Here is a 23,101-nt window from a genome sequence, read left to right as displayed (position 1 = left end):
TAGCATCTTGCTAGTATTTTAGCATGCGCAATTTAAGCTAGGCCAGCAGCATTGGCGCTGGACAAATGGCGTGCCACGGCGGATAATGAGAACGATTCCCATTATCAAAATGCCGGGCCTGTGTCCGGCATTACTCTGTGCGCCAGCGTGGCGCCCGCTGGCGGCAACAAGCCGGTTTTTTTGAAGGTTTGACCTGCATGCGCGCTTTCTGGACTGTCATACACCGCTGGGCCGGCCTCACCATCGCCCTCTTCCTCATCGTTGCCGGGCTGACGGGCGCCGTCACTTCGTGGGATCACGAACTCGACGAATGGCTCAATGCCGACATCATGGAGACGCCGGGCCGCGGCCCTTTACAGCAACCATTTGCGCTGGCGCAAAAAGTGGCAAGCGCCGATCCGCGCGCGCAAGTCAATTACATGACGCTGGGCCTGGAAGAAGGCCATGCGGCCGCCTTCATGGTTCGCCCTTTGACCGACCCGGCGACGCAGCAGCCGTTCGTGCTCGGCTACAACACCGTCTACATCGATCCCGTCACGGCGCAGATCACGGGGACGCGCGATTCAGCCGCCATTTCCCTGTCGCGCCGCAGCCTGATGCCATTTTTGCGCCATCTGCACTACAGCCTGCACGTGCCCGCCTTCTGGGGCACGGACCGCTGGGGCTACTGGCTGATGGGCACCGTCGCCCTGGTCTGGCTGCTCGACAGCATGGTGGCGTTCTATCTCACCACGCCGCGCCGTTTGCGCCCGCGCGAACAAGACGAAACACCGCGCCACCGCGACGCCGCCAGCTGGTGGCAGCGCTGGAAACCGTCGTGGGTAGTGCGCTGGGCGGCCGGCGGCTACAAGCTCAATTTTGACTTGCACCGCGCGGGCGGCCTGTGGGTGTGGGCCTTCATCATCGTGATCGCCTTCACCTCGTTCTCGCTGAACCTGTACCGTGAAGTGTTTTACCCCGTCATGTCGCTGGTCTCGAAAACCACGCCAGGGCCATATGAAACGCAACAGCCGGCGCCGTATGGCGCCTACATCACGCCCGTCATCGGCTTCAAGCAAGCGGTAGACATTGCGAAAAAGCAAGCCGTACAGCGCGGCATCACCTCGCCCATCGGCGGCATTTACTACGGCGGCAATTATTCGTTCTACAACGTCTCGTTCTTTGACCCAGCCGACGAATTCGGCACGGCCGGCATGGGCCTGTCGAACCTGTACGTCGATGGCATGGACGGCACCATCATCGGCCAGCACAAGCCCTGGGAAGGCACGGCCGCCGACGTCTTCGCGCAACTGCAATTCCCCCTGCACTCTGGCCGAATCCTGGGCCTGCCGGGGCGCATCATGATGTCCTTCATGGGTCTGATGGTGGCCATGCTGTCCATCACGGGGATAGTCATCTGGGAACGCAAGCGGCGCTCAAGGCGCTTGCAGGCGCATAAGTTCAAGTCGCCCACAAGTAAAGGTCCAGCAGCAGTTTAATCAGGACAAAGCAAACTGCGGCCCAAGTCCAGCGCCCAGGCTCTTCGGGCCCGAGGCCCGCACTTAAATGGTTTAAATAGCACTATCCCACGGCGCCGACAATCGCACGGCGCAGTTGATCAAGCCCACCATCGAATACGTCTGCGGGAAATTGCCCCACATTTCGCCCGTCACGGGGTGCGTGTCTTCCGACAGCAGGCCCAGGTGGTTGCGCGCCATCAACATGGTCTCGAAGATTTTCCGCGCTTCATCCTTCCTGCCGATGCGCGCCAGGGCGTCGATGCGCCAGAAGGTGCAGATATTGAAGGCGGTTTCCGGCTTGCCGAAATCGTCGGGCGCCTCGTAGCGGCGCATGTAGGGGCCGTCGCACAAGGACGCTTCCAGCGCGTCGACGGTGGCGATGAAACGCGGGTCCATGGGGTCGATGAAGTTGACCTCCGCCATCAGCAGGACGGAGGCATCGAGGTCGCGCCCGCCCAGGCTTTCAGCGAACGCCTGGCGCTCTTCGCTCCACGCTTCGCGCAGTAGGCGTTCGCGGATCAGCACGGCGCGGCTGCTCCAGTGGTCGGCGCGGTCCGGCAAGGCCAGCTTGTGCGCTACTTTGGCCAGGCGGTCGCAGGCGGCCCAGCTCATCAGCATGGATGAGGTATGCACGCGGGCGCGCGTGCGCAGCTCCCACATGCCCGCGTCCGGCTCGGCGTGCAGTTTGAAGGCCTGGTCGCCCACCGCTTCCAGCGCGGCAAACTCGGCCTTGCCCGCCCGGTGGAACAAACGGTGATCGAGAAACGCCTGCGCCGCGCCCAGCACGATGTTGCCATACACATCGTGCTGGAAATGTTCCTGCGCCTGGTTGCCCACGCGCACGGGACCGTTGCCCCGGTAGCCGGGCAAGTGGTCGAGCGTGGATTCGGGCAACTGCTCTTCCAGCCCGATGCCGTACAGGGGCTGGATGTGGCCGCCTTTCGAGCGGGCGACGATATTCGTCAGCCAGCGCAAATACTCTTCCATGGTGCCCACTTCGGACAGGCTGTTGAGCGCGCGCACGACAAAGAAGGCGTCGCGCAGCCAGCAATAGCGGTAATCCCAGTTGCGGCTACTGCCCGGCGCTTCCGGAATGCTGGTGGTCATGGCGGCGATGATGGCGCCCGTGTCTTCATACAGCGACAGTTTCAGGGTAATGGCGGCGCGGATGACCACGTCCTGCCATTCCAGCGGCACGGCCAGGCGCCGCGTGTAGCTGCGCCAGTAGTTGATGGTTTCTTTTTCAAAGATGCGCGCCGTCTCGTCGATGCCGCCGGCTAAGGTTTCATCGGGGCCCAGCAGGAAGTTGGCCGTCGCACCGAGCACGAAATAGGTTTCACTGAGTACATAGTTGAGTGAGACATCGGTGTTCAGGCGCAAGGTTTGCTCAGGGCCCACGTAGCGGATGTGGTGGCTGCCCTGCGTGACTTGCGGCGCCAGGCGGCCCCAGTCGTAGCGGGGACGCAGGCGCACGCGGATGCGCACGGCGCTGTCCAGCGGGCGCACGCGGCGGATCAGCATCAGCGGACGGAACATGCGGTCGCGGCTGAGAAAACGGGGCGCGAAGTCCGTGATTTCCACGCCGCGCCCGTCCGTATCGTACAGGCGCGTGCGCAGCACGGCCGTGTTCGGCTCGTAAAACTGTTCGCTGCGGTCAAAATTTTCAATCTCGATGGCCCAGACGCTGCCGTTTTGCGTATCGTCGAGCAAGCTGTTGAAGACCGGGTCGCCATCGAAACGGGGCCAACACGACCAGACGACTTGGCCTGCCTGGTCGATCAGCGCGTTGAAGGCGCAATTGCCCACCACGCCGCAGTTGAGGGATGCTTGCGCGGACGGCTTGCTGGCGGCGGGCGCGTGCGCGCCGCTGGGGGTCTCATAGGAAGTTGTCATCGGCTAATCCTTGAATAGGGAGTCGGAGGCGGCCAGCACGGATGCTGTCAGCAAAACCGCGCGCAGGGCGCCCGGGCTGGCCACGCGCATAGTGGCGGCGCTGGGGCCGCTGCCCACTTTCACGCCCTGCCCGCCAATTTGTTGCACATAGGCAAAACCTGCCTCGTCGGTGGTGTCGTCGCCCGCAAACACGGGCCGGCGGCCGGCAAAGGGGGATTCATGCAGGAAGGCGGCGATGGCGCTGCCCTTGTCGGTGGCGGCCGGCTTGGCTTCCAGGACCATTTTGCCATGCAACAGCAAAACCCCTGGGCACGCTTGCACGGCCGCCGTCATTTCCTGCAGGCACAACTGCTGCAGTTCGGGCGCCAGGCGGTAATGCAGGGCCACGGCGCCCCGTTTTTGTTCCACCAGCAGGCCGGGGTGCCGATCCGCCAGCGCCTGGGCGCGCGCCAGCACAGGGGAAACGTCCGGCGTGGCCGCCACGTGCAAGGCGCCATCGGCGCCGCGCCGTTCCACGCCATGCACGCCGGCAACTGGCAAGATCAAAGGCGCCAGCATGGCATCGATCTGCTCCACGGGGCGCCCGGAAATGATGGCCAGCGCGCCGCCGTGGCGCTCGGCCAGCAGCGCCAGCGCTATCACCACGCCCGGTTCCAGGCGCACGCCGTCGGGCGTGGCCGCCAGGTCGACCAGGGTGCCGTCGAAATCGAGGAAGACGGCCGAGGCAGGATGACCCAGCAGTTGCAACAGCGCCTCACTATCGTCAATAGGCGTCTGCATCACAGCCCCTTGCGCCGCTTGATGCGGCTGTGAGCGTCGATTTTCGTCATGACCTTGTCGCGCTGGCGCAAGCGGGCCGCGTCGAGCAGCATGCGCCCGGCCCAGCGGTAGACATTGAAATGTTTCACGCGCGCGCGCATGCTTTTCATGCGTTCGCGCTGCTCCACGGGCGGCATCACCAGTGCACGATACAGGGCGTCTGCACCCTGCTCGATGTGGTAAGGATTGATGATCAGCGCTTCGTGCAATTCGCGCGCGGCGCCGGTGAACTGGCTCAGTACGAGCACCCCCATCTCGTCGTCGCGCGCGGCAATGAATTCCTTGGCCACCAGGTTCATGCCGTCATGCAAACTGGTCACCATGCACACTTCGGAAGCGCGGAAATAGCGCTGCAAGTCGTCCTGCCCGTGGTGCTCCGCTTTCAGCACGATGGGCAAGTACGCGCCGCTGCCAAAGCGGCGGTTGATGCGCTCGACCATCTTGCGCACGCGCGCATCAAAGCTTTGATATTCGTCCAGCGCGGCGCGGCTGGGGGCGGCGATCTGCACGAACGTAAAATGGCCCACCATGCCAGGCTGCTGCTCGAGCATGCGCTCGACGGCCTGGAAGCGCTCGACGATGCCTTTCGTGTAATCGAGGCGGTCCACGCCAATGCCCAGCAAGTGGTCAAACGGCAGGCCCAGTTCGGCACGGATTTGCGCGCGGCAGATGGCCACGTCGGGCTGTTCGGGATTGTCCTCGGGCCAGGCGATGGAAATTGGGTAATCCTCCACCTGCGTCATTTCGCCACCATAGAAAATGGTCGACGCTTCCGGCTCGATACGCGTTTCCAGGTAGCGGTCCACCGTTTCAAGGAAATTCTTGCGGTGAAACGGCGTATGGAAGCCTAGGATGGTGCTGCCCAGCAAGCCATCGAGGATTTCCTCGCGCCACGGGCAAATGCCGAACGATTCTGAATTGGGCCACGGGATATGCCAGAAGGTAATAATGGTGGCCTTCGGCAAGGCGGCGCGCACCATGCGCGGCAGCAAGGCAAAGTGGTAATCCTGCACCAGCACGACGGGGTTGTCCGTCTTCGCCTCGGCAATGACGGCGTCGGCGAAGCGCTGGTTGACTTTCACATACTGTTCCCAGTCGGACGAGCGGAACACGGGGCGCACGTGGGCGATATGGCACAGCGGCCACATGCCTTCATTGGCGAAGCCATAATAGTAGCCCTGCTCTTCCTCTTCCGTCAGCCACACGCGGCGCAAGGTGTAGCTGGGCTTGTCCGGCGGCACGGGCACGTGGTCGAACTTGTCCACCGTCTCGCGGTCGGCCGAACCGGCGCCGTGCGCGATCCAGGTGCCGGAACAGGCGCGCATCACCGCTTCGACCGCCGTCACCAGGCCGCTGGCGGGGCGCTGTACCGTGATGCCAGCGTCGGTTTTCGTGTGGATATACGGTTCGCGGTTGGAGACGACCAGCACCTGGTCACCCGCCAGATCCGCTTCGAGCAAGGCACGCAGCTTGTCCGGCGTCCAGTCGGACGACCAGCCGCTCTCGCCCTGGCGCTCCAGATGGTATTCCTGCAGCAGTTCGCGCAAGTCGCCGATCAGCGGCTGCATTTCCGGTGGCGGCGCGGGCGCGGCGGCGGGCGCGGCATCGGTAGTGACGGCAGGATTATTCTTCGACAGCAATTCCCCACGCAAGATGTCCTTCACGGCCGACAGCCAGCCGCGCCAGCTCAAGTGCGCCACGAACACGGTCATCAGGGAAATCAGCACGGCCAGCACGGCCAGGAAGGCAAAGATGAAACGCTTGGTATCGGTATTGCGCCGTTCGACGAAGCTCATGTCCTGCACCAGCACCAGGCGGCCCAGCTGGGAAGTATCTTGCATGACGGGCGTTTCGCTGATGTGGACCTGGCCTTGCGGCAATTGCGCCAGTGATTTGTACAGGCCGCCCGTGGAAGGCGTGCTCCAGCAGCCGATCGAGGCGGGGTATTCCAGGGATTGGTACAGCAAGTGGCCCGCGTTGTCGCAAAAGCCGATGGCGATCAGGCGTTCATCGCGCGTGGCGCCCTGGAACAGCTCACCGATGCGCTGCGCATCGTTTTCGGGCAGGTACTGGGCCAGCGAAGGCCGGAGGGTTCCAGCGAGCAATTCTGCCCGGCTGTCGAGGTCGCGCACATACCAGCGCAGGGTAATATTATCGAGCAGGGGTACTACAATATAAGCAAACAATCCCAGCACCAACGCCAATGGCAGGATGAAGCGCAAGGACATTCTCAGTGATCGTACTATCATCGATTTCCTTTGCAATAACAAAAAGCATGGCAAGTATGACTATGTTTCCATGATGGCGGCGCCCGCTAGACCTGCGCATCCATTTCCATGGCGAAACGTCAACGCCGCTTGGCGCACTGCAGCATTTTTCCCAGTATCCGCCTCCCCGCCCGCCTTATCCGTACGGCACCACACGCCCCCGCTTTTTTATATCCCCGTAAAATAGCCGGTTCCGACATCCATTTCACTCATCAACAAGGAGTTTTCGCCTATGGATCTCAGCACGTTTCACTCGCTGATGGGAGGCCCGCTGCGCTCGGCGCTGACCGTGCTCGTGTCAGCCCTGCTCGTTACCCTGGTCGCCATCGGTGTGCACCGGGCCGGCATTGGTTTACTAAAAAGGCTGGCCAATGGCCGCCCGTTCACCACCAACGCCACGCGCGTGGCCTTTCGCGCCAGCCAGCTGTGCGTGATCGTCTTTGCCCTGCGCATGGTGCTGGCCGGCGCGCCCGACGATACGCCCGGCCTGGTCGCCATGTCGCACCTGGCCAGCGTGGCGCTAATCGTGGCGTTGACCTGGCTGGCAATGCAGTGCATCGAGGCCCTTTCCATCACGATTTCCGAAGTCAATCCCGTCGACGTGGCCGACAACCTGCGCGCGCGCCGCCTGATCACCCAGGCGCGCGTACTCACGCGCAGCGCGCACGCCATCGTCGTCATCCTGGGCCTAGCCTTCGTGCTACTGACCTTGCCCGGTGCGCGCCAGATCGGCGCCAGCCTGCTGGCCTCGGCTGGCGTGGCCGGCCTGGTGGCCGGTATCGCGGCCCGACCCGTGCTGGGCAACTTTATTGCTGGATTGCAAATTGCGTTTTCGCAACCGATTCGCATCGATGACGTGCTGATCGTCAATGGCGAATGGGGCAAGGTCGAGGAAATCAAGGGCACCTACGTGGTCGTGCGCGTGTGGGACGAGCGCCGCCTGATCGTGCCGCTGCAGTGGTTCATTGAAAATCCGTTCGAGAACTGGACCCACAGCTCGTCGACCCTCTTGGGCACGGTATTGCTGTGGCTAGATTTCAGCATCCCGCTCGAGCCGCTGCGCGCAGAACTGACGCGCATCTGCGAATCTGCGGCGCAATGGGACAAGCGCGTGTGCACCGTGCAAGCCACCGATTCGAACGAACGGGCCGTGCGCGTGCGTTTTCTCATCAGCGCGCAAAATTCGGGCGAAGCCTTCGATCTGCGCTGCATCGTGCGCGAACAGATGCTGGCCTTCATTACGGCCAACTACCCGCACGGCTTGCCCCGTTTGCGCGCTACGCACGACCCGATCGAGGTGCACGAGATGCGCGAGATGCAGGCGCAGAACGATAGCGTGTCGCTCGACAAGGCATAAGGCTACGCAATACCAGCCTGCGGCGCGCTGCCCTTGCCCGCGCGCCGCTACAATCAGCGCATGAACACCACCGCCTGGTTCATCCTGATCGGCTGCCTGATGCTGGCACGCGGCCTGGGCGCGGCCAGCATCGCGCGCCTGCCCTTTACTTCGGCCATGGCTTACCTGGGCGTAGGCCTGCTGCTGGGCCCCATGTTCCTGGGCGTGTTTTCACTGGACCTGGTCAAGCAGGCGCCGCTGCTGGAAACCCTGGCCGAAATTGCCGTCCTGATCTCCCTGTTTTCGGCCGGCGTGAAAATGCCCGTGCCGTTCAGCCTGGCGCGCTGGCTGCCCTCGCTGCGCCTGGCCTGGCTGTCGATGGCCATCTCGGTGGTCCTGGTGGCCGCATTCTCTTGCCTGGTGCTGGGCTTGCCACTGGGCGCGGGCGTGCTGCTGGGCGCCATCCTCGCCCCCACCGATCCCGTGCTGGCCACCGACGTGCAAGTGCGCCATGCGGGCGACAGCGAACAGCTGCGCTTCATGCTCACCAGCGAAGCGGGCATGAACGATGGCAGCGGCTTTCCCTTCGTCATGCTGGGCCTGGGCTTACTGGGCCTGCATGAACTGGGGCCACACGGCAGCACCTGGCTGTGGCGCGACTTGCTGTGGGCCAGCGCGGCGGCCATCGCCTTGGGCGCGGCCAGCGGTGCGCTGCTGGCCTGGCTGGGCTGGCAAATACGCGCCAAGGAACCGAAACATGAAATGCTGGACGACCTGGCGGGACTGGGCCTGATCGCCCTCGTGTATGGCGTGGCCACATGGCTGCACGCCTGGGGTTTTTTGGCCGTGTTTTTTGCCGGCGTGGCCCTGCGCCAGACGGAACTGCTGCTGGCCGGCGCGCCGACAGACCGGCAAGGCTTGCTGCAGGCGGAGGAAATTCATGCCATTTCAGCAACAAAGCCGCACGACTGCGCTGTGCCGCTGACCGTCAGCGGCGAGTCCCTGGTCTTCAAGGAACACCTGGAGCGCCTGTCCGAACTGACCCTGGTATTGCTGCTCGGTGGCGCCGTCACGGCTGCCGCGTGGAATTGGCGCGCGTGGAGCGCGGGCCTGTTCCTGCTGCTGGTGGCGCGCCCCGCCAGCGTGATGCTCGGTTTGCTGGCGTCCGGCACCAGCCTGCGCCTGCGCGGACTGGCCGCCTGGTTTGGCGTGCGCGGCATCGGCTCCATGTATTACCTCTGCTATGCCATCGCGCACGGCTTGCCGCACGGCCTGGCGCGCGAACTGGCCAATATCACCATCGTCGTCATCATCCTGTCCATCGTTGCGCACGGCCTCACCGTCAAGCCCCTGCTTGCCCGCTACTGGCGCAAATAGGCGCTTGCAGGCACATGCGCGAGGCGAATGTCATTGCTACGCAGCAATGTTTTGTCAATTAAGCCTGGCGCTGCCGGAAATATTGTTAAGATAATTAAAAACGGCAAAGAGAGTAGCAATGAAACGACGAAGTATGCTGGGACTGGGCGTCTCGCTGGCCCTGCTGCAAACCGGATGCGCCGCCGATCCGGCCAGACTGGCATGGGAAAAAGACTTTGACGCCTTCATGCGCGACGGCCTGGCGCGCACGGAAACGCCGGGCATGAGCGTGGCCGTGGTGCGCGGTGAAAACACGCTGTTCGCGCGCGGCTATGGCTGGGCCGACATAGAGGCCGGCAAGAAAGCCGATGCCGACACGGTGTTTCATGTGGCCTCCGTCAGCAAGCTGGTGACGGCCACGGCCGCCATGGTGCTGCTCGAACAGGGCGCCTTCCAGCTCGACGACAAGGTCTCGGCCTACCTGGACTTCCCGCTCATGCATCCGAAGTTCCCCGACGTGCCCATCACCTTTCGCCATCTGCTGAGCCACACCTCGGGAATTTCCGACGCCGTATATGCCAAGACGCCCGCGTTTGCCGTGCAGGGCGACCCGCGGCTGCCCCTGCGCGACTTCGTCAAGGGTTATCTGTCGCGCGGCGGCGCCTGGTATGACGCGGACCTGTCGTTCGCCGCCCGGCCCGGCACGGAATGGCGCTACAGCAATGTAGGCGTAGCCCTGCTCGGCTACCTGGTGGGCCGCTTAAATCCCGATGGGCTCGACGTTTTCACGCGCGAGCACCTGTTTGAACCACTGGGCATGGACAATACGGCCTGGAGCCTGGCCGGCTTGCCGCGCCGCGCCGTGGTGGCGACGCCGTATGCGCACAAGGAGGCGGGCCTGAGGCCACTGCCCCCCGTCGGCTATCCGGACTGGCCGGCCGGCCTGCTGCGCAGCTCGGCGCGCGACTTTGCCCGCTTCCTGGCCATTTTCAGCAATGGCGGCCGGGTCGATGGCCAGCGCTATCTGCAAGATTCCACCTTACAACTGTTTTTCGCCCCGCAAGCGACCAGCCTGCCGCCAGCCGAACTTGCGGTACGCCAGGCCTTGATCTGGGTCATGCGCGACGTCGACGGCACGCCGCTGGCCAGCATGAGCGGCAACGATCCGGGCACCGCGTCCATCGTCTGCGTCGAGCGCGCCAGCAAGACGGCCGTGCTGGCCTTCGCCAACGTCAGCGCCGACAAGCAATTTCGCTCGTTTCAGAAAGAAGTCGTGCGCCGCCTGCTGGCGCATGGCGCCGGGCCACTGCCGAGAAGTTAAGCGCCGAACCAGCCGCGCAGCTTCTCGGCTGCGCGTTCCTTCACGTCAGCCGTGATATACGTGGCGACCGTGGCGACGGCTGCGGCCAGCACGGCCAAGTCGTCCGCATAGCCGATCACGGGCGTGATGTCGGGAATCGCATCGATGGGCGAGATGAAATAGCCGAGTGCGCCGTAGATGGCCGTCTTGGCCCACAGCGGCGTATTCGGCTGCTGCGCCGCGTAATACAGCCACAGCGCCTTCTCGATGACTTCGCGCCCCGCCGTCTTGGCGAACTTGACGACCTTGTCCCAGAAACTGTCCTCGGTATATTTCTTTTCGTACTGTTTATCCCCCTGCGGGGCATGGTCTTCTTCAAGATTTTTTCTTCTGCCAAACATCTGCTGCTCCTGTCTGCCGCGCACGGGCGCTACGATTGTCCACCTTAGCATAATGGCGCGCCATGCGCGCGGCGCGCAAGGTAAGCTATATAAATGGAAATATCCGCCACCACCACGGCCCGCGCCGCCGGCCTGCGCTACACGGGCGACCACCAACCCGGCATAGCGCGTCAGGGTAAGCCCGGCAAGTTCCGCTACCGCGACGCGGACGGCCAGCCCGTGCGCGATGACGCCACCTTGATGCGCATCAAAGCCCTGGCCATTCCGCCCGCCTGGAGCGGCGTGTGGATTTGCGTGCGCGCGAATGGCCATTTGCAGGCGACGGGGCGCGATGCGCGGGGCCGCAAGCAATACCGCTACCATGCGCGCTGGCGCCAGGTGCGCGACGAGGTCAAGTATGAGCGCATGCTGGGCTTTGGCCATGCCCTGCCCGCCATCCGCGCCGCCGTCGCGCGCGCCATGCAGCTGCCGGGTCTGCCCCGCGAAAAAGTGCTGGCCACCATCGTGCACTTGCTGGAATTGACGATGATGCGTATCGGCAACGAGGAATACGCGCGCACGAACAAATCGTTTGGCCTGTCCACCTTGCGCACGCGCCACGTCGATATCGACGGCAGTGCCGTGCAATTCCACTTCAAGGGCAAGAGCGGCGTGCGCCACGATATCGGCCTCAGCGACCGGCGCCTGGCGCGCGTGCTGCAGCGCATGCGCGAGCTGCCGGGGCAGGAACTGTTTCAATATGTCGATGACGATGGCGAGCGCCACGGCGTCGATTCGGGCGACGTCAACGACTACCTGCGCGAGGTGACGGGCGAAGAGTATACGGCCAAGGATTTTCGCACCTGGTCGGGCACCTTGCTGGCCGCGCTGGCCCTGCAGGCGTTCGAGCAAGTCGATTCCGAGGCGCAGGCAAAGAAAAACATCGTGCAGGCGATCGAGTCGGTGGCGAAAAAACTCGGCAACACGCCAACGATCTGCCGCAAATGCTATGTGCACCCGGCCGTGCTGGAAGCGTATCTGGATGGCAGCTTGCTCGAAGGCATGCGCGCCCGCGCACAGCAGCAATTGCGAGACGAGCTGCCAGCGCTGGCCCCGGAAGAAGCGGCAGTGCTGGCCTTGCTGCAGCAGCGCTTGCAAGCGCAGGCTGGCATCAAGCCTGGCGGCCAGGCTGGCAGTGGACGGACAACTTGAGGGCGTCGGTGTTGCAGACAGGCTAAAGGCTTCGCTGCCAGGGTCGACAAGGGTAGCGCGCTGGCGTCAGGGGGGCGAGGCGTCAGGGTCCTTGACTTGCAGCACGCCCGGCGTCGCTTCCAGGCGCTTTTGCAGGGCCAAAAATTGCACCGGCGTCACGCGCGCGAAGGTGATGACGATGTCGTCGAGTTGTGGCGCATTGTCTTTCTGGCGGATGACGAATTGCTGCACGCGCGTGGTGCCGGCGCCCAGCGCCTCGTGCAATTTGTCCAGTGACAAGGCGTCGCGCTCGGCCGTGATCAGCAACTCGCGCCGTTGCCGGCTGCCAATAAAATGCTTTTCCAGCGGTTTGATGCCCGCCAGGATGATCAGGATGATGACGGTAGCGGCCACCGCCGGCGTATACAGCCCGCCGCCAACGGCCAGGCCGATGCCGGCCACGGACCACACGCTGGCCGCCGTCGTCAAGCCGCGCACGATCTCGCCGCGCGCCAGGATCGCCCCGGCGCCCAGGAAACCGATGCCCGACACCACTTGCGCCGCCATGCGCGACGGGTCCAGCGTGACGCGCTCGCTGAGCACTTCGCTGAAACCGTAGGCGGACACGATCATGATCAGGGTCGAGCCCACACAGACCAGCATGTGCGTGCGCAAGCCGGCCACCCAAGCCAGCCGTTCGCGCTCATAGCCAATGACGCTGCCCAGCAGCGCCGAAAATACCAGCCGTCCCACCAGTTCCCATTCCGATGCCATCGCCATGCCCCCTGTGGAATGCCAGCTGTGGTCGATCCTTGGCCAGGTCGATCCTTGGCCGCTACTTGCACTGTTGCTCAAATTTACCATGTTTCTCCCCGCGCAGCCGTGGCGCTGCCAGCCACCGGTATTCAGGCAGGCAGGTCAGACAATTCCAGCTCGGAAAACCCGGCCCGGCGCCGCGCTTCCAGGTTGAACGGGCCGCGCAGGGTGGGCGCTTCGTAGCGCAGCGCCAGTTCGGCATAGGTGGCGCGCAATTCCAGGCCCCTTTGAGCGCACAGGTAGCCGTACCAGCGGTTGCCAATTTCAACGTGGCCCACTTCGTCGCGCAGGATGATGTCGAGGATGGCGGCGGCGGCCATGTCGCCCGCCTGCGCCAGCTTGGCGCGCAGCGGCGGGATCGCGTCCAGGCCCCGCGCTTCGAGCGTGCGCGGCACCAGCGCCATGCGCGCCAGCACGTCGCCGCGCGTCTTGTCGACCATTTCCCACAGGCTGTCGTGGCCGGGGAAGTCGCCATAGCTGTGTCCCAGCACCTGCAGATGCGCCTGCAGCATGGCAAAGTGCGTGGCTTCCTCTTTCGCCACGCGCAGCCAGTCCGTGTAGTATTCGGCGGGCAGGCCGGGGAAGCGCCACAGCGCGTCGAGCGCCAGGTTCATGGCATTAAACTCGATATGCGCCAACGCATGCACCAGCATGGCGCGCCCTTCCGGCGTGATCATCGAGCGCCGCCCCACCAAGCGCGGCGGCACCAGTTCCGGGCGTTCCGGACGGCCCGGCACGGCGCCGGTCGGCGCCAAAGGCGCCGTTGCGTCCAACTGCAGCGGCGCCTCGGCCATGGCCGCCACCATCGCCACCTTGGTTGCCGGGTCCGCTTCCAGCAGGCAGGCCAGCGCGCAAGCGCGCAATTCCGGCGGCGCAGTGGAGCTTGATACGGATGGGCGGGATGGGTGGGATGGGTGCATGGGTGTTCCTTCGTGCGCTGTTTTCAACAAGGGGCGCAGTGTATCAAATTGCCTGCTCCAGCAGCCAGTCCCGCAGCGCCTGCATGCGCACCGGCAGCGGTCCGCGCAGGCTAGACTCCCGATGCACCAGATAATACGCCTGCGGACTGGCCAAGGTGAAACCGCCAAACGGCAATATCAGTTGTCCGCTGTCCAGCCACGGCTGCACCAGCTGGCGCCGCCCCATGGCCACGCCCGCGTGATGGATGGCTGCCTGCGCGCACAGGTCGGCACGGTCGAAGCGCAGGCAGCGCGCGGGCAGCGCCACTGGCGGCGTCTGCGCGCCGGCCCAGAAGCGCCACTCGGCGTCCGGCGCGCAGGTGGGCCAGGCCAGGGTGTCGTGCAGCAAGGTCACGCCTGGCAATTGCTGCGGCGCATCGAGCAAGCCATGCTGGCGCGCGTATTCAGGGCTGCAGACGGGTGCCAGCCATTCATCCATCAGCTTGCGCGCCGCCAGGCCGGGAAAGCTGCCGTCGCCATAATGCAGCGCCAGATCGACCTGGCCGGCGCGAAAGTCCACGGCGTCATTGCCCACGCGCAAGTCGATGGATAAATCCGGATACCGCGCCGCAAAACCGGCCAGGCGCGGCACAAGCCAGCATTGCGCCACCGATGGGCGCGCATGCACGGTGATGCTGCCGGCCAGCGCATCGCCGCCGGCGATGGCCGCATGCAGACTGTCCCAGCTGGTTTGTAGCGCTTCAAAAATGCGCTCGCCATCGGGCGTCAGTTTCACTTGGCGCGTCAGGCGCTGGAACAGCAGCAGGCCCAGGCTGCTTTCCAGGCGGGCGATGCGGTGGCTGACGGCGCTGGGCGTGAGCGCCAGTTCCTGCGCGGCCAGCGCGAAGCTGGCGTGGCGCGCCGCCACGAGAAAGGTGTGCAGGTTGGCGAACTGGCTGGCGCTCAAAGGCGCGCCGGACGGCATCAGACGGCTCCGGCCGCCAGCAGTGCACGGCCGTGTGCCACGTAGGCCGCCATTTCCGCCTCGGGCACCATGCTGCCGCCCGTGCCCCACACCAGATGCGTGGCCGTGTCCAGGTGTTGCCGGTACTGGGGATGCGCCAGCACGGGCACGATGCCGGCGAAACCGGCCACGGCGGACGGTTCCAGACGCAAACCTTGCGTTTGCTCAAGCAGGGCCAGCAAGCGGTACAGTTCCTCGTCGCTGACGGTGGCGTAGCCATCGATCAGCCGCTGCATGGCGCGTCCGACGAAACCGGAAGGCCGGCCCACGGCCAGGCCATCGGCGGCCGTGACGTTGTCGATGCCGATATCGTGCACGCTGATCTGCTCGTGCATGCCGGTGTGCACGCCCAGCAGCATGCATGGCGAATGCGTCGGTTCGACAAACACACAGTGGACAAAGTCGCCAAAAGCCAGCTTCAGGCCAAAGGCTACGCCGCCCGGGCCGCCGCCCACGCCACAGGGCAAATACACGAACAGGGGATGATCTGCATCCACCGTGACGCCCGCTGCCGCGAACTGGGTTTTCAAGCGTTCGCCCGCCACCGCGTAACCGAGGAACAGATCGTGCGAGTTTTCATCGTCGACGAAGTGGCAAGTCGGGTCGCCTTGCGCCTGTCTGCGCCCTGCTTCCACGGCCACACTGTAGTCGGTGGCATATTCCACCACCGTGACGCCGTGGCTGCGCAATTTATCCTTCTTCCACTGGCGCGCGTCAGACGACATGTGCACGGTGGCGCGAAATCCCAGGCGCGCGCTCATGATGCCGATCGACAAGCCCAGATTGCCCGTGGAACCAACGGCAATCGCGTACTGTCCAAAGAAGGCGCGCACGGCATCGCTGGCCAGCAAGCTGTAATCATCGCCCTCCTGCAGCAGCCCTGCGTCCAGCGCCAGCCGTTCCGCGTGTTTCAGCACCTCATAGATGCCGCCGCGCGCCTTGATCGAGCCGGAAATGGGCAGATGGCTGTCCTGCTTGAGCCACAACTGGCCAGGGATCGCCACGCCGAGGTGCTGCACCAGCGCCGCCTGCATGCCAGGCAGCGGCACGACGGGCGATTCGATGACGCCGCCGCTGGCCTGCGTCTCCGGGAAAGCCTTGGCCAGATACGGCGCAAAACGCGCCAGGCGCGCACTGGCGTGTGCCACGTCGTCCGCCGTCAAGCCCACGTCGCGCAGCGCCTCTGCAGCGGGGGCGATGCGGGGATTGAACCAGCTCAAGGGCTGCAAGGCTGTCAATGCATTAACCAGGGGAAATTGCTCGCGCAAGGCGACAAGTGTGTGTTCGGGCAACATGGGCACCTCGTGACGGGATAGTCCATGATTAGACCGCATCTGGACGCTGCTGGCAAAGGATGGTTAATCAGGCAATGGATGATGGGAGATCATGTGTCATCACTTTATTGGCCAGATGGCAGGCAAACTTCCAGGCATGCCGTAGACACTTAAAGCTTCGATGCAGGGTGATCTGCGAGCGGAACAAAACGACCTGTTGACTCGTCGAGCGCATCCAAAGAACCGTTCTCGATATCGTAGACCCAACCATGAAGACTCAGGCGTTTTTGGGCAATGCCGAACGCCACTGAGGGATGGGTGCGGATGTTATTGAGTTGCGCAACAACGTTGGCGCGTACCATGCCGTCAATGCGCGCCTGTTCCGTTGGATGATTGAGCGACTCGTTGATCATGCGCGCCGCATCAGCGTGGTGCAACCAGTTCTTGACCGCTGGCATGTGGTCCAGGCAGGTGCAGGTAGCGATAGCTTTCATCGCGCCACAATCGGAATGTCCGCAAATAACGATGTCGGTAACGTTCAGGGCTGATACCGCATATTCGACCGTCGCGCTCACGCCCCCGGGTTCGGGGCCATACGATGGCACGATGTTTCCGGCATTGCGGATCACGAAAAGTTCACCTGGCTCCCGTTGCGTCACAAGTTCCGGCACCATCCTGCTGTCAGAGCATGAAATGAACAATGCCTTGGGCGTTTGTCCTGTGGCCAGTGTTTTGAACAATTCCCGGCGCGCAGGAAAAACTTCTCTTTGAAAGCGTAGAAATCCAGCAATGATGTCGCGCATAAATGAGAATGGTAATAGTTGGAAGACTTGATATTATCGCTGATTTCATATCGTTGATGCAGCCTGCCTATTGTTGACTGAGCATAGCGAAAGTGATCGTCGCCTTTCAACGATCTCGCAAGCAATTCTGAATTCTGTATAGCAACAACGCTATCCCAAATAATGCGCGCATTGTTACATCGCGTGACGGCTCCCGGCCGGCTCCCACCGTTGACAAGCTGCGCCCCATGGCGCAAGTCCATAAAGGCATCGCGCCTTACAGGTCCACCTTCATGCTCAGCTTGATGGCGCGCGGCGCGCCCGAGGCCAGGCGCGTGCCGGCGCCAGCCCAGTAGCGCTTGTCTGCGGCGTTTTCCACGTTCAACTGCCACACGACGGCCTTGTCCATCACGCGGCTCGCATAGCGCACGCCTGCGCTGAACAGGCTGACGCCGCCCAAAAACGCCTGGTTCAGGTCGTTGACGGGACGGGCGCTGTAATAATACGCGCCGCCGTTGACAGACAGGCCCGGCACGCCATCGAAGGCGTAGGCGAGGAAGGCACTGGCGGTGCGTTTCGAGGCGTTTTCCGGCGCTTTGCCGTTGTAGTCGGCGTTGATGTGCTCGAATGTCGGGTCGAGCAACTGGGCCGAGGTTTGCCACGACAGTTGGCGCGTTAATTTCCCCTGCGTGGACAGTTCCAGGCCGCGGTAGCGCTGTTCGCCGTCCGAAGTGAACACGTTGCTGCTGTTGGTGTAGTAGCCGGGACGCGTAATATCGAACAGCGCGGCCGACACCAGGGTGCCGCCCGGCGTCAACCAGCGCGCGCCCAGTTCCTTTTGCTTGCTGACGCCAGGCGCCATCTTGACGTTCTGGTTGGCAGTGCCGGTCGGGCCCGTCTCGCCCTCTTCCAGCCCGCGCGCGGTGGAAGCGTAGAACGAGATGGCTGGCGTGGCCTTGTAGATCAGGGACGCCATCGGGGTGGTCTTGCTGACGTCGTAGTGGCTGGCGCCCTGGTCGCTCTGGTAACTGCTGCGGCGCACGCCGACCACGCTTTGCCATTGCGGGCTGAAAACCATGCGGTCGAGCGCGTACAGGCCCGTGTCGCGCGTATCGAGCGCGGCCGTGGTCGGCGTGGTGGGCTTGGGACCGAACACGACATTCGTCACCGGCACGGGCTGGTACAGGTTTTGCGACGCAATCGTGTAATTGCTCTGGTAGATAGGATCTTGCGATTTATCCGTGCGCGAGGCGCCCAGGGTCAGCTCATGCGCAATGAAACCCGTGTTGAAGTTGCCGGCCAGTTCCGCGCGCAGCAAGTCCGAGGCCGTCACGCTATGCTGGATATTGCCCGTGATGCGGCCCGCGCCTGTCTCCACGGCGGCGGCATTGTTCAGGCGGAAGATCGCCAGGCGGCGGTCGCGCGCCGTTTCCGAGTGGCCCGCCTCCACCGTCAAGGCCCAGCCATCGGTGATGGCGTAATCGGCGCGCAATTGCGCATTTTTCGTCTGCGCCTCGAAATTCGACCAGTCCGGGCCGATCAGCTTGCGCGGATCGACGGCGGACGGCAAGGTGATCACACCGCTCACGGCGGCCGGCAAGGCCACACCCGCCTGCTCCGTTACCTTGCGGCGGTCGTATTCGAGGTCGGCCTTGAGCAATAATTTATTCGTCACACGCCAGTCCAGCGCCGTGGCAATGAAGCGGCGCTGGCCATTGCCGACATTATCCAGGTAGGAGCCCAGAGTGCCGCCGGCCGCGTTGATGCGCACGCCGAACTCTTGCTCTGCGCCAAAGCGGCGGCCCAGGTCGACATTCGCCATGGCACTGCCACGGTCGTCAAGGACCAGGCCCAGGCTGGTGACAGGCTTGCTGCCCGCGCGCTTGGTGACGAAATTGACCACCCCAGCCGGGGAGGTAAAGCCGTAATACAGGGCCGAGGCGCCCTTCAGCACTTCCACGCGCTCCTTGTTTTCCATGGGTACTTGCGAGAAGTTCATGATGGGCATGGAGCCGTTGAGGCGGTAATTCGTGCGGTTTTCCACGGCGATGCCGCGTATCACCAGTTGATCCCAGGTTTCGCCGCCGTTTTGCTGGCGCGTCACGCCAGCCGTATTGCGCACGGCGTCGTACAGGCCGGAAACAGCTTGCTGCTCCAGCAACTCGCGCGTGATCACGTTGACGGTCGATGGCACGTCCATGATGTTCGCACCACGGAAACTTCCCGCCTCGGTAGTGACCGGCACCAGGCCTTGCGCACGCGCACCCGTCACTTGCACGGCCTGCATGACTTTTTCATCGCCAGCCGTCAAGTCGTCCTGGCCGTTGGCCCCGTTCACCGCGAAGGCAGCGTGGGAGGCGAAGGCCAGCGACAAGGCGGCGGCCACTGGAAGTCGTTGCAAGGAAGCTGGGCGCATAAAGACGGGTCTTTCAACAGGCAATATAGATAGAAGGAAACTGTAAGTGACGCCGCATGATATCCGTAACGAGAATCATTCGCAATGTGTTTGGCGTGAATAAGTGACAATCAGTGCGATTGTGTGAATTCTCAAAAGAAAAACCATTCGCCTGGCAAGCTGTTATTACATGAACACCTTTGGAGTGGCAGACGAGGCTGCAAAGAGGCATACTGACAGTCGAGGTGCGCATGGCGCGCCATCCAACAAGATACTAACAAGATACTAAAAGGTAAGTTCGTGAACACAATCGACAAGAAAAGCGTGCAGACGAAATCATTTCGCTGGAAACGCTGGCAGCGCTGGGCCGTTGGCACGGGCTGCGTCCTGGCCGCCTACAGCGCGGCCGGCTTCTGGCTGGTGCCATATGTCATCAAGAGCCAGGTGCCCAAGTTTGCCGAGAAGGAACTGGCGCGCCAGGCCAGCATAGGCGACGTGCGCTTCAATCCATTCACCTTGCGCCTGGAAGCGGACAAGATTGCCTTGCAGGAAGCGGCCAGCACCAAAGGCGCGCCGCTACTGTCCATCGGTGCGCTGGCCGTGCAGCTGGAGTGGAAATCCATCGTCCGCCGCGCCTGGAGCCTGGCGGAAATCCGCATCACGGCGCCGCAAGCGCAGTTGATCATCACGCCGGACGGCAAGTTCAACCTGGCCGAGCTGCTGGCCACCTGGCAAAGCCGCCACCCGGAAAAGAGCGACGGCGCGATGCCGCGCCTCGTCATCGCCCACTTTGCGCTGGAACAAGGCAAAGTGGATTGGCAAGACCAGAAGGCGGGCTACGCGGACAACTTCACGCCAATCGCCTTTACGCTCGACAATATCTCAACCTTGCCCGACGCCAATGGCAGCTACAGCCTCAGCGCCGATGCGGCGCGCGGCGGCAAGCTGCACTGGCGCGGCACGGCGTCGTTGAACCCGATCCGTGGCGAAGGCGAACTGATCCTCAACGACGCGTCCCTGCCCGGCCTGGCCGCCTACCTGAAAGCCTATATGCGCGCTGAAGTGGCGAGCGGCAAGCTGTCGGCCCACCTGCCCTACGCCTTTTCCTATGCCGATGGCAAGCTGGAAGCCCATCTGAAAGGCGCCGGTCTGGCCTTGCGCGACCTGGCGCTGGTGCAAAACGGCAAGGGCAAGGGCAAGGGCGAAGCATTCACGTCGCTCTCCACCCTGGGCATCGCCGGCGTGAACGCGGACCTGGCGCGCCAGAGCGTGACGGTGGATAAAATCAACTTGTATGGCGGCAAGGTGGCCGTGCGCCGCGACAGCAAGGGCGAGATCGATGTGGCAAACCTGATGCTGCCGGGCAATCCCACCCCCACTACAGCCGCCGCCGCGACCACTCCCACCGTGCCAGCCAGGCCGGGCAAATGGAAAGTCGACTTGAAACAAGTGGCGCTGGCCAACATCGACGTTTCCGCCATCGATGAAACCGTCTCACCGGCCCTGCAACTGAGCGCCAAGCAGTTGCAACTGAGCTTGCAACTGGCCTTGCAGCAAACGCAGGCGGGAAACAGCATGGTTGTCGATGGTGCGAGTTTCGCGCTGGCAGACCTGGCCATGCAACGGGGCGCGCAAACGCCATTCAAGCTGGCACATCTGGGATTTGACGACGGCAAGATCGATCTTGCTGGCCGCACAATCCACCTGGGCGCCGTGACGGCCAGCGGTGCGCAGATCGACCTGGCGCGCAACCGCCAGGGCCAGTTTGCGATTGCGCAAAAGCTGCCCGTGTTTGTCTCCAGCAAGGCCGACAGCGGCAAGGAAACGCCGTCCGCGCCATGGTCCACCAGCATCGCCAAAGTGGAACTGAGCCAGTTCGGCGCCCGCTTCGACGATGCGGGCACGGGCATCAAGGGCACGCTGCAAGACGCGCGCCTGTCGCTGCAAAACGTCAGCAACGACTTGAAGCAGGCGCTGCCGTTTGAACTGGGCATGGGCTTGCGCGAAGGGGGATTACTCACGGCAAATGGCAAGTTCGTGCCGGGCACGGGCGCCGTCGATGCCCAGTTGAATGTAAAAAAGCTGGCCCTGGCGCCCGTGCAGCCCTTGCTGACGCAGCACCTGAAACTGAAGCTGGCGGGCGGCGCGCTCTCCGGCAGCGGCCGCCTGATGACCGGTGGCGGCGCGCCGAAAGCGCCCAAGGTGCGCTATGTGGGCGGCGTGGATATCGCCGGCCTGGTGCTCAATGAAACGGATGGCAAGCGTTTCGCCTCGTGGAAAAGCGTGCGGGCCGACAAGCTGACGGCCAGCGTGGGCCCCGATTTCCTCGACATCGCCGAACTGCGCGTGGTCGAGCCAAACGCCCAACTGATCATCGAAAACGACCGCAGCCTGAACGCGCAGCGTTTGCTGGTGAAAGCACCCGAATCGGCGCAGCCGCCGACCCCGGCGGTGGCCAGCACGAGCGCCGCCGCGCCGGCGCCGGACGCCGCCTTTCCCGTGCGCGTGCGCCGCGTGCGCCTGCAAAACGCCAAGCTCGACTTCGCCGACCTCAGCCTGCGGCCCCAGTTCGCCGCCAAGATCTATGAACTGAACGGCGTCGTCACGGGCCTGTCGACCAAACGCGATGCGCGCAGCCAGATCGAACTGGACGGCCGCATCGATGAATTCGGCCTGGCGCGGGTACGCGGACAGCTAAACCCATTCGCGCCCACCGACAACACGGACTTGAACGTGGTCTTCAAGAACGTCGACATGGTCTCCGCCTCGCCGTATACGATGAAGTTCGCCGGCTACAAGGTGGCCGAAGGCAAGATTTCGCTGGACTTGCAATACAAGGTGCGCAACCGCCAGCTCGACGGCACCAACCAGGTCGTGCTCGACAAACTGACCCTGGGCGAGCGCATCGACAGCCCGGACGCCTTGAAACTGCCTTTGGAACTGGCGCTGGCCATCCTCAAGGATAGCGACGGGCGCATCGACCTGGGCTTGCCTGTCTCGGGCGACATGAGCGACCCGCAATTCAGCTATGGCGCGCTGATCTGGAAAGCCGTGGGCAATGTGCTGACAAAGATCGTCACGGCGCCGTTCCGCGCGCTGGGCAACTTACTGGGCATCAGCGCCGACAAGCTCGAATCCATCGATTTCGATGCGGGCAGCGCCGTGCTGCTGCCGCCCGAGCGGGAAAAACTCAAGCAGGTGGCGCAAATCCTGGCCAAGCGCGAACAGCTGAAGCTGGCCGTGCCTGGCCAGTACAGCGACACGGATGCAAACGCCCTGCGCACGCAAGCCGTGCGCCGCGCCGTCGCCGCCAAGGCTGGCATCAAGCTCGACGCGGGCGAAGAACCGGGACCGTTGAACCTGGGCGAACGCAAGGTGCGCGGCGCCCTGCGCGAGCTGTACGCGGAACGCTTCGGCAAGGCCGAACTGGACAAGCAGAAGAAGGCGGCGGAGTCGGCGGCTCCCGTAGCGGCGGCAGCGTCCACGGCAACCACAACAGCCCCAATAGCCATGGCGGCAAAAATTCCCGTCTGGCAACGCCTGAGCAAGCTGATCGAGGGAGAACCGCAAGTGGCCGACACAGGCGCCTTCTACAACGGCTTGCGCGAGCAGCTGGAAAACAAGCAGCCCCTGCCTGCCGATGCCATGTCCAAACTAGGTAACGATCGCAGCAAGGCCATCCTTGCCGCCCTGCAGCAGGACGGAACGCCAGCGGCAAGAGTCAGCGCTGGCGCACCGGAAAAAACGGATGCCACGCAGGGCAAGCTGGTGGGCTTGAAGCTGGGGCTAGCGGCGAAGTAAAAAAGGGCTGCCCCGGTTTGGCGGCAGCCCCGTAGTCGGATGACGCGGGCTGGCGCCCGGCATCCGGCC

The 23,101-nt window shown here is 63.6% G+C and carries 16 protein-coding genes; 6 read left to right on the top strand and 10 right to left on the bottom strand.

Annotated features, from left to right (window positions below):
- Positions 1-197: 197 nt before the first annotated feature.
- Positions 198-1,478, top strand: coding sequence for a PepSY-associated TM helix domain-containing protein (locus tag ACQ4W6_RS16710; protein WP_436568287.1), 1,281 nt, complete (start codon positions 198-200; stop codon positions 1,476-1,478).
- Between the two features lie 72 nt (positions 1,479-1,550).
- On the opposite strand, the gene ACQ4W6_RS16705 is transcribed toward ACQ4W6_RS16710, so the two are convergent.
- The 3 genes from ACQ4W6_RS16705 to ACQ4W6_RS16695 are packed head-to-tail and all read right to left on the bottom strand — an operon-like array spanning position 1,551 to position 6,460.
- Positions 1,551-3,392 carry a glycoside hydrolase family 15 protein gene (locus tag ACQ4W6_RS16705; RefSeq protein WP_436568286.1) on the bottom strand — a complete coding sequence of 614 codons (1,842 nt, stop codon included), beginning with the start codon at positions 3,390-3,392 and terminating at the stop codon, positions 1,551-1,553.
- 3 nt (positions 3,393-3,395) lie between these two features.
- Positions 3,396-4,172 carry a trehalose-phosphatase gene (otsB, locus tag ACQ4W6_RS16700; protein WP_436568285.1) on the bottom strand — a complete coding sequence of 259 codons (777 nt, stop codon included), beginning with the start codon at positions 4,170-4,172 and terminating at the stop codon, positions 3,396-3,398.
- Positions 4,172-6,460, bottom strand: coding sequence for an alpha,alpha-trehalose-phosphate synthase (UDP-forming) (locus tag ACQ4W6_RS16695; RefSeq protein WP_436568284.1), 2,289 nt, complete (start codon positions 6,458-6,460; stop codon positions 4,172-4,174). The genes otsB and ACQ4W6_RS16695 overlap by 1 nt, the downstream gene beginning before the upstream one ends.
- Positions 6,461-6,710: 250 nt before the next feature.
- Here ACQ4W6_RS16695 and ACQ4W6_RS16690 point away from each other — a divergent pair, with 250 nt between their 5' ends.
- The 3 genes from ACQ4W6_RS16690 to ACQ4W6_RS16680 all read left to right on the top strand — a co-directional run bounded on the left by ACQ4W6_RS16690 (position 6,711) and on the right by ACQ4W6_RS16680 (position 10,491).
- Complete coding sequence (locus tag ACQ4W6_RS16690; protein WP_436568283.1) at positions 6,711-7,835, top strand: mechanosensitive ion channel family protein; 1,125 nt, start codon at positions 6,711-6,713, stop codon at positions 7,833-7,835.
- Positions 7,836-7,895: 60 nt separating this feature from the next.
- Positions 7,896-9,191, top strand: coding sequence for a cation:proton antiporter (locus ACQ4W6_RS16685; RefSeq protein WP_436568282.1), 1,296 nt, complete (start codon positions 7,896-7,898; stop codon positions 9,189-9,191).
- A gap of 118 nt (positions 9,192-9,309) precedes the next feature.
- The gene (locus ACQ4W6_RS16680) at positions 9,310-10,491 is read left to right on the top strand and encodes a serine hydrolase domain-containing protein (RefSeq protein WP_436568281.1); all 1,182 of its coding nucleotides are present in this window, start codon (positions 9,310-9,312) and stop codon (positions 10,489-10,491) included.
- On the opposite strand, the gene ACQ4W6_RS16675 is transcribed toward ACQ4W6_RS16680, so the two are convergent.
- Entirely contained in the window at positions 10,488-10,871 is a 384-nt protein-coding gene (locus tag ACQ4W6_RS16675; protein ID WP_436568280.1) for a YkvA family protein, read from the bottom strand. The two genes, ACQ4W6_RS16680 and ACQ4W6_RS16675, sit on opposite strands and share 4 nt — an antisense overlap.
- Before the next feature lie 93 nt (positions 10,872-10,964).
- On the opposite strand from ACQ4W6_RS16675, the gene ACQ4W6_RS16670 reads away from it, so the two are divergent.
- Positions 10,965-12,062, top strand: a complete 1,098-nt coding sequence (locus tag ACQ4W6_RS16670) for a DNA topoisomerase IB (RefSeq protein ID WP_436568279.1) — start codon at positions 10,965-10,967, stop codon at positions 12,060-12,062.
- A 66-nt stretch (positions 12,063-12,128) separates the two neighbouring features.
- On the opposite strand, the gene ACQ4W6_RS16665 is transcribed toward ACQ4W6_RS16670, so the two are convergent.
- From ACQ4W6_RS16665 to ACQ4W6_RS16640, 6 genes are all read right to left on the bottom strand, one after another.
- A complete protein-coding gene (locus tag ACQ4W6_RS16665) occupies positions 12,129-12,815 on the bottom strand; it encodes an MgtC/SapB family protein (RefSeq protein WP_436568340.1) in 687 nt (228 codons plus the stop codon).
- Positions 12,816-12,946: 131 nt separating this feature from the next.
- A complete protein-coding gene (locus ACQ4W6_RS16660; RefSeq protein ID WP_436568278.1) occupies positions 12,947-13,777 on the bottom strand; it encodes a ferritin-like domain-containing protein in 831 nt (276 codons plus the stop codon).
- A 43-nt stretch (positions 13,778-13,820) separates the two neighbouring features.
- Positions 13,821-14,741 carry a DNA-binding transcriptional regulator DsdC gene (dsdC, locus tag ACQ4W6_RS16655; protein ID WP_436568277.1) on the bottom strand — a complete coding sequence of 307 codons (921 nt, stop codon included), beginning with the start codon at positions 14,739-14,741 and terminating at the stop codon, positions 13,821-13,823.
- Complete coding sequence (dsdA, locus tag ACQ4W6_RS16650) at positions 14,741-16,075, bottom strand: D-serine ammonia-lyase (protein WP_436568276.1); 1,335 nt, start codon at positions 16,073-16,075, stop codon at positions 14,741-14,743. Before dsdA ends, dsdC begins: the two co-directional genes overlap by 1 nt.
- Before the next feature lie 149 nt (positions 16,076-16,224).
- The gene (locus ACQ4W6_RS16645) at positions 16,225-16,857 is read right to left on the bottom strand and encodes a carbonic anhydrase (RefSeq protein WP_436568275.1); all 633 of its coding nucleotides are present in this window, start codon (positions 16,855-16,857) and stop codon (positions 16,225-16,227) included.
- 256 nt (positions 16,858-17,113) lie between these two features.
- Positions 17,114-19,252, bottom strand: a complete 2,139-nt coding sequence (locus ACQ4W6_RS16640; RefSeq protein WP_436568274.1) for a TonB-dependent siderophore receptor — start codon at positions 19,250-19,252, stop codon at positions 17,114-17,116.
- A 279-nt stretch (positions 19,253-19,531) separates the two neighbouring features.
- Here ACQ4W6_RS16640 and ACQ4W6_RS16635 point away from each other — a divergent pair, with 279 nt between their 5' ends.
- A complete protein-coding gene (locus tag ACQ4W6_RS16635) occupies positions 19,532-23,032 on the top strand; it encodes a DUF748 domain-containing protein (RefSeq protein ID WP_436568273.1) in 3,501 nt (1,166 codons plus the stop codon).
- Positions 23,033-23,101: the final 69 nt, after the last annotated feature.

Source organism: Janthinobacterium woesei, assembly GCF_051380875.1.
In the GTDB taxonomy this organism is placed as follows: domain Bacteria; phylum Pseudomonadota; class Gammaproteobacteria; order Burkholderiales; family Burkholderiaceae_D; genus Janthinobacterium.
The sequence above is the reverse complement of the archived record's forward strand: the minus strand, read 5'-3'. Positions and strand labels throughout refer to the sequence as shown.

What these genes read in the sequence shown, in the direction of transcription:
- otsB (WP_436568285.1), bottom strand. Translation starts at nt 4,172, where the DNA reads ATGCAGACGCCTATTGACGATAGTGAGGCGCTGTTGCAACTGCTGGGT.
- ACQ4W6_RS16640 (WP_436568274.1), bottom strand. Translation starts at nt 19,252, where the DNA reads ATGCGCCCAGCTTCCTTGCAACGACTTCCAGTGGCCGCCGCCTTGTCG.
- ACQ4W6_RS16665 (WP_436568340.1), bottom strand. Translation starts at nt 12,815, where the DNA reads ATGGCATCGGAATGGGAACTGGTGGGACGGCTGGTATTTTCGGCGCTG.
- dsdA (WP_436568276.1), bottom strand. Translation starts at nt 16,075, where the DNA reads ATGTTGCCCGAACACACACTTGTCGCCTTGCGCGAGCAATTTCCCCTG.
- ACQ4W6_RS16645 (WP_436568275.1), bottom strand. Translation starts at nt 16,857, where the DNA reads ATGCGCGACATCATTGCTGGATTTCTACGCTTTCAAAGAGAAGTTTTT.
- ACQ4W6_RS16685 (WP_436568282.1), top strand. Translation starts at nt 7,896, where the DNA reads ATGAACACCACCGCCTGGTTCATCCTGATCGGCTGCCTGATGCTGGCA.
- ACQ4W6_RS16695 (WP_436568284.1), bottom strand. Translation starts at nt 6,460, where the DNA reads ATGATAGTACGATCACTGAGAATGTCCTTGCGCTTCATCCTGCCATTG.
- ACQ4W6_RS16680 (WP_436568281.1), top strand. Translation starts at nt 9,310, where the DNA reads ATGAAACGACGAAGTATGCTGGGACTGGGCGTCTCGCTGGCCCTGCTG.
- ACQ4W6_RS16660 (WP_436568278.1), bottom strand. Translation starts at nt 13,777, where the DNA reads ATGCACCCATCCCACCCATCCCGCCCATCCGTATCAAGCTCCACTGCG.
- ACQ4W6_RS16690 (WP_436568283.1), top strand. Translation starts at nt 6,711, where the DNA reads ATGGATCTCAGCACGTTTCACTCGCTGATGGGAGGCCCGCTGCGCTCG.
- ACQ4W6_RS16675 (WP_436568280.1), bottom strand. Translation starts at nt 10,871, where the DNA reads ATGTTTGGCAGAAGAAAAAATCTTGAAGAAGACCATGCCCCGCAGGGG.
- dsdC (WP_436568277.1), bottom strand. Translation starts at nt 14,741, where the DNA reads ATGCCGTCCGGCGCGCCTTTGAGCGCCAGCCAGTTCGCCAACCTGCAC.
- ACQ4W6_RS16710 (WP_436568287.1), top strand. Translation starts at nt 198, where the DNA reads ATGCGCGCTTTCTGGACTGTCATACACCGCTGGGCCGGCCTCACCATC.
- ACQ4W6_RS16705 (WP_436568286.1), bottom strand. Translation starts at nt 3,392, where the DNA reads ATGACAACTTCCTATGAGACCCCCAGCGGCGCGCACGCGCCCGCCGCC.
- ACQ4W6_RS16670 (WP_436568279.1), top strand. Translation starts at nt 10,965, where the DNA reads ATGGAAATATCCGCCACCACCACGGCCCGCGCCGCCGGCCTGCGCTAC.